The sequence below is a fragment of the Pseudomonas tumuqii genome, assembly GCF_013184545.1.
Classification (GTDB): Bacteria; Pseudomonadota; Gammaproteobacteria; order Pseudomonadales; family Pseudomonadaceae; genus Aquipseudomonas; species Aquipseudomonas tumuqii.
Window position 1 is genome coordinate 72037 of the sequence record NZ_JAAOJA010000012.1, and the last position, 12546, is coordinate 84582.

Consider the following 12546-nt stretch of genomic DNA (forward strand, 5'->3'; position numbering starts at 1 on the left):
TCAGGGCAGATTGATGGTGTCCTGGTCATTGACGTGCAGACCCCAGGTGGCGATGAACAGCGCGGCAATCAAGGGGCCGATGACAAAACCGTTGAGGCCGAACACCGTCAGCCCACCGAGGGTGGAGATCAGCACCAGATAATCCGGCATCTTGGTATCCTTGCCGATCAATAGCGGCCGCAGGACATTGTCCACCAGGCCAATCACGAAGATCCCGCAGAACACCAGCACCAGTCCTCGCCAGAAACTGCCGCTGAGCAGCAGGTAAGCGGCAATTGGCGCCCAGACGATGCTCGAACCCACCGCCGGCAACAGGGACAGAAACGCCATCAGCACGCCCCAGAGCAATGGGCTGGGGATACCCAACAGCAAAAAGATCAGCCCGCCGACAGAGCCCTGGATAATCGCCACGACAATATTGCCCTTCACCGTGGCACGCACCACCCGGGTGAACTTGATCTGCAGACGCCGCTTTTCCGTGGCACCCAGCGGAATCGCCATGCGCAGCTTGCGGGTCAGTTCCGGGCCATCGCGCAGGAAGAAGAACAGCAGGTAGAGCATCACGAAGAAAGCGACGACAAAGTGAAAGGTGCCTTGGCCGATGTCGAAGGCCTTGGTGGCGAGGAACCGACTGGCCTCAAGGGCAGCACTGAGGATTCGCTCGCGCAGGTCATCGAAGTTGCCCAGGCCGAAGCTGTCGAGCAGACGTTGCAGGAACGACGGCAGCATGTCCTTCAGCCGTGCCACATACATGCCGATATCCAGCTCCCCGGACTCGAGACGCTGGTAGATGGAGCCCCCTTCCTGGATCAGCATGCCGATTATCACGATCACCGGCAGCACCGCGACCAGCAGGCAGATAACCAGGGTGAGCAGCGCCGACATATTGCCCCGCCCACCCAGGCGCAGCACCAGACGCTGCTGCACCGGGCCGAACACCACCGCCAGTACCACGGCCCAGAACAGCGCACCGTAGTACGGCAGGAGCAGCCAGCCGAAGGCCAGGGTCACGCCGACCAACAGGATCAGGAAAGTCTTTTGTTCAATACTGGGCGGCGACATGGCTGAGTACTGGCATAAGGAAATTTCTGCTTAGTCAGCAGCATAGCCGTCAAGTGCCAGCCCAGCGCCGACAGGCCCGGCTATTTGTCGACCAGCCGCCAAACCCGGGCAGCCTGCATTGCCTTACAACAGCATCGCCGCGACCCAGCCGAACACCAGCAGCGGCAGGTTGTAGTGCAGGAAGGTCGGCACCACGCTGTCCCAGATATGGTTGTGCTGGCCGTCGACATTCAGCCCCGAGGTCGGTCCGAGGGTCGAGTCCGAGGCCGGCGATCCAGCATCGCCCAGGGCGCCGGCAGTCCCGACGATGCAGACGATGGCCAGCGGGCTGAAACCCAGTTGCACGCCCAGCGGCACGAAGATCGCCGCGATGATCGGCACGGTGGAGAACGACGAACCGATGCCCATGGTCACCAGCAGGCCGACCAGCAACATCAGCAATGCGCCTAAGGCCTTGTCCTGCCCCACCAGCTCGGCCGCACTGTCGACCAGGGTCTTGACCTCGCCGGTGGCCTTCATCACTTCGGCGAAACCGGCGGCGGCGATCATGATGAAGCCGATCATCGCCATCATCTTCATGCCTTCGGTGAACAGGCCATCGGCCTCTTTCCAGCGCACCACCCCGGACACCGAGAAAATCACGAAACCGACCAGGGCGCCGATGATCATCGAGTCCAGCCACAACTGCACGACGAATGCCGCGGCAATGGCCACACCGGCCACCAGCAGGCTCAACGGGTTGTAGGCCACATCGATGCGCTCGGCCTGCTCGATCTTCGCCAGGTCATAGACGCGTTTCTTGCGGTAGCTGAACAGCACCGCCACCAGCAGGCCGAACAGCATGCCCAGGGCCGGAATCGCCATGGCCTCGGTGATGCTGACGCCAGTCACATCCACCCCGGCCTTGGCCACATTGGCCAGGAGGATTTCATTGAGGTAGATGCCGCCAAAGCCCACCGGCAGGAACATGTAGGGCGTAATCAGGCCAAAGGTCAGCACGCAGGCGATCAGCCGGCGATCCAGTTGCAGCTTGCTCAACACATAGAGCAACGGTGGCACCAATAGCGGAATGAAGGCGATGTGGATCGGCAGCACGTTCTGCGAGGCAATCGCCACCGCCAGCAGCAAGGCGATCAACAGCCACTTGAGCATCCCGCCGCCCTGCGCATCCTGTTTGCCGACCAGTGCCAGGGCCTTGTCGGCCAGCGCATGAGCCAGGCCGGACTTGGCGATGGCCACGGCGAAGGCACCGAGCAAGGCATAGGACAGCGCCACCGTGGCGCCGCCGCCCAGCCCCTGGTTGAACGCCGCCAGCGAACCCTCCAGCCCCAGGCCGCCGAGCACACCTCCGGCCAGGGCGCCGACGATCAGCGCGACCACCACGTGCACGCGGCACAGGCTGAGGATCAGCATGATGCCGACCGCTGCGATTACTGCATTCATGAGTGCTCCCAAGAAGCGTTGCTGGAGAAATCGGATAACGCGGCCCCCCGTAGGAGCGGCGGGGCCACCTAGGCCCATGGCCGCGAAATTCGCGGATCGCGGGCATAGCCCGCTCCTACCGGGTTGCAAACCGACGTCAGCCAGAAAGTCCGCCACTGCGCCGCGAAAAGGCCGCGTACTCTGCCGCAAGCGTCCTGGACTGTCAAAAACACCGCGCGTCACGGTGCTGTCTGCCCCGAACCGTCCCTCGCCGCCGGTTCGATCAAGAAAACCACGCCCGCGCCGATAGCCAAGCAGTAGAACAACCGTGTAAGGAGTGCTCCATGCCGTTCAGCCGTCTTTCGATCCAGTGGAAAATCACCCTGCTTGCCGGCCTGTGCCTGCTGGCGATCGTGACGTTGCTGGTCGGTGCCTCGCTCTATCAAGCCACCCGCAGTGCCGAACTGGTGCGCAGTGCCAGCAGCAGCATGCTGGCCGACAGCGCCAAGCTGCGCCTGCAGGCCCGTGGCGAGCTACAGGCGATGCGCATCCAGCGCTATTTCATGGACACCTACCAGTACGGCAAAGGCTTTTCCCGGCAAATCCTGTTCCTGCGCGACCAGGCGCAGAAGCGTTTCCTCGATGCATTCGACCTGCGCGAAGACCTGACCCGCCAGGCGCGCAGCAGCCTGGAAGCCAACCCCTCGCTGCTCGGCCTGTACCTGGTATTCGAACCCAATGGGCTGGATGGCAAGGACGAACTGTTCGCCGATCAGGCCGAACTGGGCAGCAACGACCAGGGGCGCTTCTCGCTGTATTGGGCGCAACCCAAGCCGGGGCAACTGGAATCGGAGTCGATGAACGAACAGATGCTCAGCGACACCAAGACCGGCCCCAGTGGCGACCCTTACAACGCCTGGTACACCTGTCCCCGCGACAGCGGCACGACCTGCGTGCTGGAACCCTACTACGACGAAGTCGGCGGCCAGCAGGTGCTGATGACCAGCATCGCCTTCCCGCTCGAACTGGACGGCAAGGTGATCGGCGTGGTCGGCCTCGACATCAGCCTGGACAGCCTGCAACAGCTGAGCGTGCAAGCCAACCGCGAACTCTATGACGGCGCCGGCCACGTCAGCATCTTCAGCCCGGCGGCATTGCTGGCCGGCCACAGCCGCGATGCCAGCCTGCTCAGCAGTGCGGTCGAGAAGGCTTACAGCGGGCATGCTGGCGAGTTGCGGCCCTTGATCGGCAGCGGCCAAGCCGCCGAATTGCAGCACGGCGAGATGCTCCGCGTGCTGCAGCCGTTCAAACCGATTCCCGAGGCCAAGCCCTGGAGCGTATTGCTCGAAGTGCCCGAGCAACAACTGCTCGCGCCTGCCCTGCAACTGGAGCGGCAGCTGGATCAGCGCCGCACCGGCGACAGCGCCGTGGCGCTGACCATCGGCCTGCTGGCCATGCTCCTCGGCCTGCTGCTGGTGTGGCTGACCGCTCGCGGGGTGACCAGGCCGATCCTGGGTGTCGCCGCCATGCTCAAAGACATCGCCAGCGGCGAAGGTGATCTGACCCGTCGCCTCGACTACCCCAGGCAGGACGAACTGGGCGAGCTGGCGGGCTGGTTCAATCGCTTTCTCGACAAGCTGCAGCCGATCATCGCCGAGGTCAAACGCAGCGTGCAGGACGCCCGCGGCACTGCCGACCAGTCCGCCGCCATCGCCAGCCAGACCAGCGCCGGCATGCAGCAGCAGTTCCGCGAGGTCGACCAGGTGGCCACCGCCTTCCAGGAAATGAGCGCCACCGCCCATGACGTGGCGCACAACGCCGCGCAAGCCGCCGACGCCGCCCGCAGCGCCGACCAGGCCAGTCGCGAAGGCCTCGGGGTGATCGGCAAAACCACCGCGGCCATCGAGTTGCTGGCCAACGAAATGAACGTCGCCATGCAGGAAGTCGAAGGCCTGGCCAACAGCAGCGAGCAGATCGGCTCGGTACTCGAAGTGATTCGCTCGATTGCCGAGCAGACCAATCTGCTGGCCCTCAACGCCGCCATCGAAGCGGCCCGTGCCGGCGAGGCCGGACGTGGCTTCGCGGTAGTCGCCGATGAAGTGCGCAACCTGGCCAAACGCACCCAGGACTCGGTCGAGGAAATCCGCCAGGTCATCGAAGGCCTGCAAAAGGGCACCCGCGAGGTGGTCAGTAGCATGCACAGCAGCCACCGCCAGGCCCAGGGCAGCGTCGAACAGGTCGAACAAGCAGTGGCCGTGCTGCAGCGGATCAGCCAGGCGGTGAGCGTGATCACCGACATGAACCTGCAAATCGCCAGCGCGGCCGAGGAACAAAGCTCGGTAGCCGAAGAGATCAACCGCAACGTCGCCTCGATTCGCGACGTCACCGAAACCATGGCCGGGCAAGCCGACGAGTCGGCCCAGGTCAGCCACAACCTCAACCACCTGGCCAACCAGCAGCAGAGCCTGATGGATCAGTTCCGCGTCTGACCGGTTGCTACCTTATGCCTTGCCGCCCAGGCCGCGGCCGCTAGCCTGGGCGATCAATTTCTGTGGGATACCTGCATGCTGAACATCGCCTTGGTTGCCGGCTCCGGCCGCAACAACAGCCAATCGGGCAAGGTCGCCCGCTTCCTGCGCCAGCGCCTGATTCAACTCGAACTGACCACCGACCAACTGAGCTGCGTGATCGACCTGGGGTTGGCGCCACTGCCGCTGTGGCCCGCCGAGGATGCCGGCCCCTGGAAGCTCTATAGCCAACAGCTGAAAAACGCCGATGCCGTGGTGATCGTCGCCCCCGAGTGGAATGGCATGGCCTGCCCGGCGATCAAGAACTTCTTCATCTACGTCAGCAAAGCCGAGCTGGCGCACAAACCGGGCCTGCTGGTCGGCGTTTCATCCGGCGCCGGTGGCGCCTACCCGATCAGCGAACTGCGCGCCTCCAGCTACAAGAACTGTCGTCTCTGCTACGTCCCCGAGCACCTGATCGTGCGCCAGGTCGAACAAGTCCTCAACAGCCCCGAGCCCGCCAGCGAAGACGACCAGCGCCTGCGCGGCCGCATCGACTATGACCTGGATATCCTGGGCAAATACGCCAAGGCCCTGCAGCCCGTGCGCGCAAGCATCGACATGAGCAACCCGGCGTTTGCCAACGGCATGTGACGGCAGCGCCTCGGTCGGTGCAGTTCGAGTAGCGGCTAACGCACCAAACCGTCAGCAGAGCATCCCGTTCAGATAACGATGGGCCAAGCTGTCTCGTACGCTTGCAAATAACTGCTCGGCCGGGCCGCTATCCAGCACGCCACCGCAGCCATCGCGCACCCAGCACACCGCCACGTAATCGGCCAGGCGTCGTGCCTGGGCCAGGTTGTGGGTGATCGTGAGCAAGGTATAACGGCCTTTCAGGCTGTCGATCAGACCCTCGACCGTGGCGCTGGCGCGTCATCGGGGCGTTCGTGATGGCTGTAGACCTCCTCTTTGATCGGATCGGCCAATGGGTTGCCGACGAGCATGCGCCAGCCCATCCCCGGGTGGGTGCGTACGACGGCGAACTCGTCTTCAGTCAAGGCACTGGTCTTGCGCAGCATGGCGTCGGGGATGACGGTCTTGCCCAATCATGCAGAAAAATGCCCAGGCTGGATCGAACCACATCGGCTGAGGGCAGCCCCGCCGCCTTGCCAAGCACCCAGAGTGAGAAGACCGGCGAGCCTCCAGGGCCAGGGGTAGAAATACGCGGCAAGGTAGTAGGAAGTTTTTTCAACGCCTCCACGCCCCAGAAATTGGGTGGCACGTCCCTGTGCCGAGGGGTGGGTAATGCCGGCTTTGTTGGCATCGCCCCCCTGTTTCAGGCAACGGAGCCCAGGCCATCAATGGGGGCCGTAGAGCACTCGGTCCTTCAGGATGCCAGGTTCCGACTTCTCGATCCGTTGGTCCCGCTGCTCACGCGCAGTACCCGCGGCAGTGGGCTGCTCCTCAATCATCTGAACAAAGCGCTCACCAGAGTCCTCGCGGGCACGATTGGTAATAAGCGGTTCTCGCCGCAAGAAAAAGTCCCTCAGTCGATCACCGCCGCCTTCGGCCAGCAGCAACGAACCGTCATCGAGCCAGCTCCCACTTGCTTCGTCAGCCTGTACCGTGGTTACGGCCGCCCCCATCACCAGCGCGGCCAGTACCATCGTCTGCAATATCGTTTTCATGCTGCCGTCCTCCACAAATGCTTTACCCATTATTCAGAGTATTGACGAGGCGCTTTGTTACAAGGCAATCCGTCGGGAGCGCTCGGCGCATCCGACAAGCGTGCCTTGCCCCTAGCCAGGCCCTGGCTTTATGGTGTCAATGCCTGTCAACATCCGGCAGGCAATTGCTTGCCACTTGTCTTGTTGCCTTTGAAGGAGCGCCGTTTGCGCGGAGTTCACTGCTTTTTATTGATTTTGCTCGGTCGCCGGCGGCAGATTCTGGCCGGCCTGCTGCTCGGTGGAGGGCTGATCATGGGAACGGCCAAGGCAATGCCGCAACCACCGAAAGAGCAGCGCAATGAACAGGTGGCGCAGCGGATTCAGGACTGGCAGTCACTGATCACCCAGTCGATACACCTGAGCGATGCCGAGAAGCTGAAGGCGGTCAACGCGTTCTTCAATGCGCAGATTCGCTACGGCGAAGACCAGGACCTGTGGGGACAGATCGACTACTGGGCCTCGCCGCTGGAAACCCTCGAACTGGGTGCCGGCGACTGTGAAGACTTCGCCCTGGCCAAGTACTTCACCCTGCGCCTGCTCGGGATCTCCGAGCAAAGCCTGCGTCTCGTCTACACGACCCTGGCCCCGGCCAAGCAGGCTCATATGGTGCTGGGCTTCTGGCCCGATAATGGCGCAGCGCCCCTGCTGCTGGACAATCTGCACACGCAGATCCTGCCCATCGACGAGCGCCTCGACCTGCAAATGCAGTTCGCCTTTGGCCCCACGCACCTGTACCGGTTCGAGCAGAGCAGCTTGCAGGTGGCCGGCAACACCGAATTGCTGCCCCACTGGCAAGTGCTGATGGCCAGAATGAAACGCGAAGACGCGGGCAAGATCAGTCTTTAGCGGCGAACCATTCGTGGCAACATGCAGGCAAGGCCGCCGAGACCAGGCGCCAGGCAGGTCGCTTTCAACACCCGGCATAAAGCCTGTGCGCGTGAGCGTTGCTGGCCTCGCAGATCGGTGTGCCTAATTCGTCAGGCCTTGCGCAGCGATGGTTGTGGCAACTGGATATGCACGCACAGACCGCCCAGTTGGCTGTCCACCAGCTCCAGGTGCCCGCCCCAGGCATCGACGATATCGCGCACGATGCCCAGGCCCAGGCCGTGCCCGGCAACCTGTTCATCCATGCGAGTACCGCGGTTGAGGACTTCGGCGCGTTGCCCGGCATCGATGCCAGGACCATCGTCTTCCACCTTGAACTGGTAACCCTCGGCCGTGCATTCGATACGCAAACGCACCTGGCTGGTCGCCCATTTGCAGGCGTTATCCAGCAGGTTGCCGAGCAATTCGAGCATATCCTCGCGATCCCAGGGCAGACGCAAGCCCGCTGCCGCCTGCCAATCCAGGTGCAAGCCACGGTTGTGGATCATCGCCAGGGTGGCGAACAACCCTGGCAGCTCCTCGGCACAGACGAAGTGCGCGCCAGGTAACGCCTCCCCAGCCAGCCGCGCACGGCCCAGTTCGCGCGCCAGGCGCTGTTCGATCTGCTGCAGGCTCTCGAGCAGGCTGGCGCGCAATGCGGGATAGGCTTGCAGCTCGTCACGCCCGGCCAGGCTGACCAACACCGCCAGTGGCGTTTTCAGCGCGTGGCCAAGGTTGCCCAGGGCATTGCGCGAACGCTTCAGGGTGTCTTCGGTGTGCGCCAGCAGGTGGTTGATCTGCGCCACCAGCGGCTCCAGCTCGCGGGGCACGCGGCTGTCCAGCTCGCTACGCTGGCCCTGTTGCAGTTGGGCAATCTGCTGGCGTACCTGTTCCAGCGGGCGCAGTGCGCGGCTGACGGTCAGGCGCTGCAACAGCAGGATCAGCAGCAAGGCGGCGACCCCCAGGCCCAGGCCCATTTGCCGTACACGGCGAAAGCTCTGCAGCACCGGCGTGTAGTCCTGGGCCACCTGGACCGACAGCTGCTGGCCGAAGCGCTGATAGTCACCGCGGTAGGTCAGTAACAACTGGCCCTGCGGTCCGTCGCCCAGCTCGTCCTGCAACCCAGGCTGCGACGCCGGCTGCATCTCGCTGTCCCACAGCGAACGCGAACGCCAGGTCTTGTCGGCAAAGTCGATACGGAAATAATGCCCGGAGAATGGCCGCTGGAAAGCCGCGCTGAGGCGTTGTTCGTTCAACTGGATGCCCTGCGGGCCGCGCACCATGGCAACCAGCAGCGACTCGGCTTCATCGCGCAAATCCGCTTGCAGGTAACTGCGCAGGCCGAGATCGAACAGCCACAGGCTGGTCTGCACCAGGAGCAGGCCAATCACCAGCAATATGCTGATCAAGCCCAGGCTCAGGCGCTGCTGGATCGATTTCAAACAGCCTCTCCACTGAACCGATAACCCTGGCCGCGCCGGGTTTCGATGGTTTTCCGGCCGATTTTGCGACGCAAGTGATTGACGTGCACCTCGATGACATTCGAGTCGCGCTCTGTCTCACCGTCATAGAGGTGCTCGGCCAGGTGGCTTTTCGAGAGGATCTGCCCGGCATGCAGCATGAAATAACGCAGCAGGCGAAACTCCGCGGAGGTCAGGTCTATCTCCTCGCCATTGCGCCTGACGCACTGACGGCTTTCGTCCAGCAACAAACCGGCCGCCTGCAATTGCGGCTGATTGGCCAGGCCGTGCGCACGCCGCAGTAATGCCTGAATCCGAAGCTGCAGCTCTTCCGGGTGAAACGGTTTGCTCAGGTAATCGTCGGCACCGGCTTTCAGGCCCTCGATGCGCTCAGCCCAGGACCCGCGTGCGGTGAGGATCAACACCGGGGTTGCCAGGCCACCCGCGCGCCAGTGCTCCAGCACTTGCAAACCGGGCGTGCCGGGCAAGCCGAGGTCGAGAATGATCAGGTCGTAAGGCTCGCTGGCCCCCTGGTACAGCGCATCGCGGCCATCGGCCAGCCAATCCACCGCATAGCCATGGCGGCTCAGGCCGGCGAGCAGTTCGTCGGCCAGGGGCACATGGTCTTCCACTAACAAGAGGCGCATTCAGTCGTCTACCTCGTCCTTCAGGATGCGTCCATCACGAGCGTCCAGCTCCAATTCGCGAACCACGCCTTGTGGCGTCAGTAACTCGACTTCATAGACCAGGATGTCGTCTTCCTCTTCCAGTTCGGCCTCGAGCAAGGTGGCGCCGGGATAATGCTGCAAGGCCAACCCCAGCAGTTGCTCGAGGGGTAGAATGTGCCCGGCCTGGCGCAGGCGCAAGGCTTCATCCTGGTCCAGGTCGCGGGCGCTGGCACTGCCGTTCAGCACAAGCAGCAGCAGGCCGCACAGCGCGCTGTTGCGCAGAGCGGTGTGCATCAATCGTCCTGCTGATTCTTGAGAATCTGGCCGTTGTTGGCGTCCAGTTCGATGTCCCATTGCACGCCTTGTGCGTCGCGCACTTCGAGCTGGTAGATGTAGCGGCCGTATTCTTCCTCCAGTTCGGTTTCTTCGATCTTGCCACCGGGATGCTGGGCCAGGGCAGCGGCATTGAGCTTCTCGAACGGCTGGACGGTGCCCGCATCACGCAGTTTCAACGCCTCATCCGGGCCCAGGTCACGCGCTTGGGCGATCCCGGCAGCGACGCTCAGGGCAGCAGCGCCAAATAGTGCTATCAAGGCTTTCATGGTGAGTCTCCATAAGGGCATGCTTCGATGGGGGTTGAGCTTACTGCGCTGGACTTAACTCAAGCTGAATTCAGCCAAATTCGCGACAACCCGTACCGGCATCATTCAGCGGATCAAGTGACTTGGCCTGTCAACCAGGGGCTCTATAATCACGACCTGGCGTGACGGAGGCGAGCATGAGTGCGATTCGAATCAACTACCCCGCCCTGACGATCAAGGCCGGCTCACGGGCCTTGGCGCGCATTCGCGAGCGTGGCTTGCAACCCGCCGACGTGGGCATTCTGCCTGGTGCTGCCGGCGGAGCCAAAGCCCTGGGCATCCAGGGCCTGGATCTGGCCCTGTTCGGTGACTGGTTGCCACGCGCCCCGCGCGAGCGCTCGTTGATCGGGGCTTCGATCGGCTCCTGGCGTTTCGCCAGTGCCTGTCTGCCGGATGCCGTCGCCGGTATACGCCGCCTTGGCGAACTCTATACCGGGCAGCGCTTTGCCAAGGGCGTGAGCATGGCCGAGGTCTCGCGCAGTTGCCGGCTGATGCTTGCAGAGCTATTGGCCGGCCAGGACGCCAAGGTGCTGAGCAACCCGCACTATCGCCTGAATATCGTCGTGGTGAAGAGCCATGGCCTGCTCCGGCATGACCACCGCGGCACGCTGGGCCTGGGTCTGTCCTCGGTGATCGGCAACAACCTGCTCGGGCGCTCGCGCCTGGCCCGGCACTTCGAGCGCTTGATTCTGCACGATGCGCGCCTGGCTCCACCGCTGGCGGAACTGAACGACTTCCCTTCACGCTACCTGGCGCTGGACAGCGCCAACCTGCGCCATGCCCTGCTCGCTTCCGGGTCGATCCCGATGATCATGCAAGGGGTGCGCGACATCCCCGGAGCCGGCCCGGGCACCTACCGGGACGGCGGCCTGCTCGATTACCACCTCGACCTGCCCTACAGCGGCGACGACATCGTGCTCTATCCGCACTTCACCGACAAAGTCATCCCGGGCTGGTTCGACAAAGGCATGCCCTGGCGCCGGGGCGATGCCGGACGCTTGCAGGATGTACTGCTGCTGGCGCCCTCGCGTGACTACCTGGCCCGCCTCCCCCACGGCAAACTGCCGGATCGCAAGGACTTCAGCCGTTATCTGGGCGATGACGCCGGCCGCGAACGCTATTGGCGCAAGGCCATGGACGAAAGCCAGCGACTGGGTGACGAGTTCCTCGAACTGGCGGACAGCGGTCGCTTGGCCGAGCGCATGCTGGCACTTTGACCCACGGGGTGATAGCAACGACAATCGCGGGCGGTCAGGTTAATTCGCACTCAACCAGGGAAGGATGTCCATGAAACTCGCGGTCGCCATCATCCACGGCATCGGTACCCAACCAGACAGCCGCGACAAGGATGGCCAGCACACCTTTGCCCAAAGCCTGATTGCCAGCCTGCGCCAGCACCTGGGTGCAGAAGCCGAACAAGTCGCTTTCCAGACTCTGCACTGGGCCAGCGTTCTGGATAAACGCCAACTGGCTTTTCTCGACCAATTGCGTGACCAGCCGATTCGGTGGCGCTGGCTGCGACGCATCGTCACCCTGTTTCTCGGCGACGCCAGTGGCTATCGCCAGGTCAGCGAGGCCTACGACACCACCTACGAAGAAGTGCATCAATGCCTGCGCGGCGGCCTCAATGCCCTGCGCGCCAAGGTCGATGCCGATACGCCGCTGGTGGTGCTGGCGCATTCATTGGGCGGGCATATCTTTTCCAACTTCGTCTGGGATCAGCAGCGCATCAACCAGACCCCGAGCTGCCCGCACGATCCGTTTCTCGCCCTGGAAACCCTCGCCGGCCTGATCACCTTCGGCAGCAACATCCCCCTGTTCACCTTCGCCTACGACACGGTGGTGCCGATCCGCTTCCCCGGTCATTGCCTGCGCCAGCCGGTGCGTGAACAGGCCCGCTGGCTCAACCTCTATGCGCCCGCCGACGTCCTTGGCTATCCCCTGCGCGCCGTACCCGCCTATGCCGCGGTGGTCGCCGAAGACCGCGCCATGCCGGTCGGCCCCTGGTACAAACGCCATACGCCGTTAAGCCATCTGGCCTACTGGGACGACCGTCGTTTCCAGAATTACGTCGCGCATTATCTGCGGCATATGTTGACGGCCTGCCGGCTCGAGGCAGATCGGGGCCAAGCGGACGTGGCAAGAGTCGCGAGCGGCACCTGACGTTGGCGACACGCACCTACGCTTCTTCGCCA

Annotated in this window: 13 protein-coding genes and 2 pseudogenes; 6 read left to right on the top strand and 9 right to left on the bottom strand. The window is 63.3% G+C overall.

All coding sequences use genetic code 11. The annotated features are described in order from the left end of the window. On the bottom strand, window positions 1-1062 hold the full coding sequence (locus tag G9C89_RS19885; protein ID WP_172151353.1) for an AI-2E family transporter: 1062 nt from the start codon (window positions 1060-1062) through the stop codon (window positions 1-3). 123 nt (window positions 1063-1185) lie between these two features. Continuing rightward, the gene (locus G9C89_RS19890) at window positions 1186-2505 is read right to left on the bottom strand and encodes a Na+/H+ antiporter family protein (protein WP_172151355.1); all 1320 of its coding nucleotides are present in this window, start codon (window positions 2503-2505) and stop codon (window positions 1186-1188) included. A 542-nt stretch (window positions 2506-3047) separates the two neighbouring features. On the opposite strand from G9C89_RS19890, the pseudogene G9C89_RS25595 reads away from it, so the two are divergent. From G9C89_RS25595 to G9C89_RS19900, 3 genes and pseudogenes are all read left to right on the top strand, one after another. After that, window positions 3048-4115 (top strand): annotated as a pseudogene (locus tag G9C89_RS25595) (PDC sensor domain-containing protein); the annotation flags it as partial. Window positions 4116-4457: 342 nt separating this feature from the next. Further along, window positions 4458-4973 (top strand): annotated as a pseudogene (locus tag G9C89_RS25600) (methyl-accepting chemotaxis protein); the annotation flags it as partial. A 75-nt stretch (window positions 4974-5048) separates the two neighbouring features. Beyond that, window positions 5049-5645 (top strand): NADPH-dependent FMN reductase, encoded by a 597-nt coding sequence (locus G9C89_RS19900; protein WP_172151359.1) that lies wholly within the window; start codon window positions 5049-5051, stop codon window positions 5643-5645. A 51-nt stretch (window positions 5646-5696) separates the two neighbouring features. On the opposite strand, the gene G9C89_RS19905 is transcribed toward G9C89_RS19900, so the two are convergent. The 3 genes from G9C89_RS19905 to G9C89_RS19915 form a co-directional block, all read right to left on the bottom strand. Further along, window positions 5697-5870, bottom strand: a complete 174-nt coding sequence (locus tag G9C89_RS19905) for a hypothetical protein (protein WP_172151361.1) — start codon at window positions 5868-5870, stop codon at window positions 5697-5699. A 26-nt stretch (window positions 5871-5896) separates the two neighbouring features. Continuing rightward, a complete protein-coding gene (locus G9C89_RS19910) occupies window positions 5897-6097 on the bottom strand; it encodes an HD-GYP domain-containing protein (protein WP_390623851.1) in 201 nt (66 codons plus the stop codon). 252 nt (window positions 6098-6349) lie between these two features. Next, on the bottom strand, window positions 6350-6679 hold the full coding sequence (locus G9C89_RS19915; protein ID WP_172151365.1) for a hypothetical protein: 330 nt from the start codon (window positions 6677-6679) through the stop codon (window positions 6350-6352). Between the two features lie 204 nt (window positions 6680-6883). On the opposite strand from G9C89_RS19915, the gene G9C89_RS19920 reads away from it, so the two are divergent. Continuing rightward, window positions 6884-7564, top strand: coding sequence for a transglutaminase-like cysteine peptidase (locus G9C89_RS19920; RefSeq protein ID WP_172151367.1), 681 nt, complete (start codon window positions 6884-6886; stop codon window positions 7562-7564). 131 nt (window positions 7565-7695) lie between these two features. Here G9C89_RS19920 and G9C89_RS19925 read toward each other — a convergent pair whose 3' ends face one another. The 4 genes from G9C89_RS19925 to G9C89_RS19940 are packed head-to-tail and all read right to left on the bottom strand — an operon-like array spanning window position 7696 to window position 10312. Next, window positions 7696-9024: a sensor histidine kinase gene (locus G9C89_RS19925; protein WP_172151369.1), complete on the bottom strand. Its 1329-nt coding sequence runs from the start codon at window positions 9022-9024 to the stop codon at window positions 7696-7698. Next, a complete protein-coding gene (locus G9C89_RS19930) occupies window positions 9021-9689 on the bottom strand; it encodes a response regulator transcription factor (protein WP_172151371.1) in 669 nt (222 codons plus the stop codon). The genes G9C89_RS19925 and G9C89_RS19930 overlap by 4 nt, the downstream gene beginning before the upstream one ends. Beyond that, window positions 9690-10004 (bottom strand): PepSY domain-containing protein, encoded by a 315-nt coding sequence (locus G9C89_RS19935; RefSeq protein ID WP_172151373.1) that lies wholly within the window; start codon window positions 10002-10004, stop codon window positions 9690-9692. Beyond that, window positions 10004-10312, bottom strand: a complete 309-nt coding sequence (locus G9C89_RS19940; protein ID WP_172151375.1) for a PepSY domain-containing protein — start codon at window positions 10310-10312, stop codon at window positions 10004-10006. Before G9C89_RS19940 ends, G9C89_RS19935 begins: the two co-directional genes overlap by 1 nt. 176 nt (window positions 10313-10488) lie before the next feature. Here G9C89_RS19940 and G9C89_RS19945 point away from each other — a divergent pair, with 176 nt between their 5' ends. Further along, a complete protein-coding gene (locus tag G9C89_RS19945) occupies window positions 10489-11568 on the top strand; it encodes a patatin-like phospholipase family protein (RefSeq protein ID WP_172151377.1) in 1080 nt (359 codons plus the stop codon). A gap of 70 nt (window positions 11569-11638) precedes the next feature. After that, window positions 11639-12514 carry a hypothetical protein gene (locus tag G9C89_RS19950; protein ID WP_172151379.1) on the top strand — a complete coding sequence of 292 codons (876 nt, stop codon included), beginning with the start codon at window positions 11639-11641 and terminating at the stop codon, window positions 12512-12514. Window positions 12515-12546 lie beyond the last annotated feature (32 nt).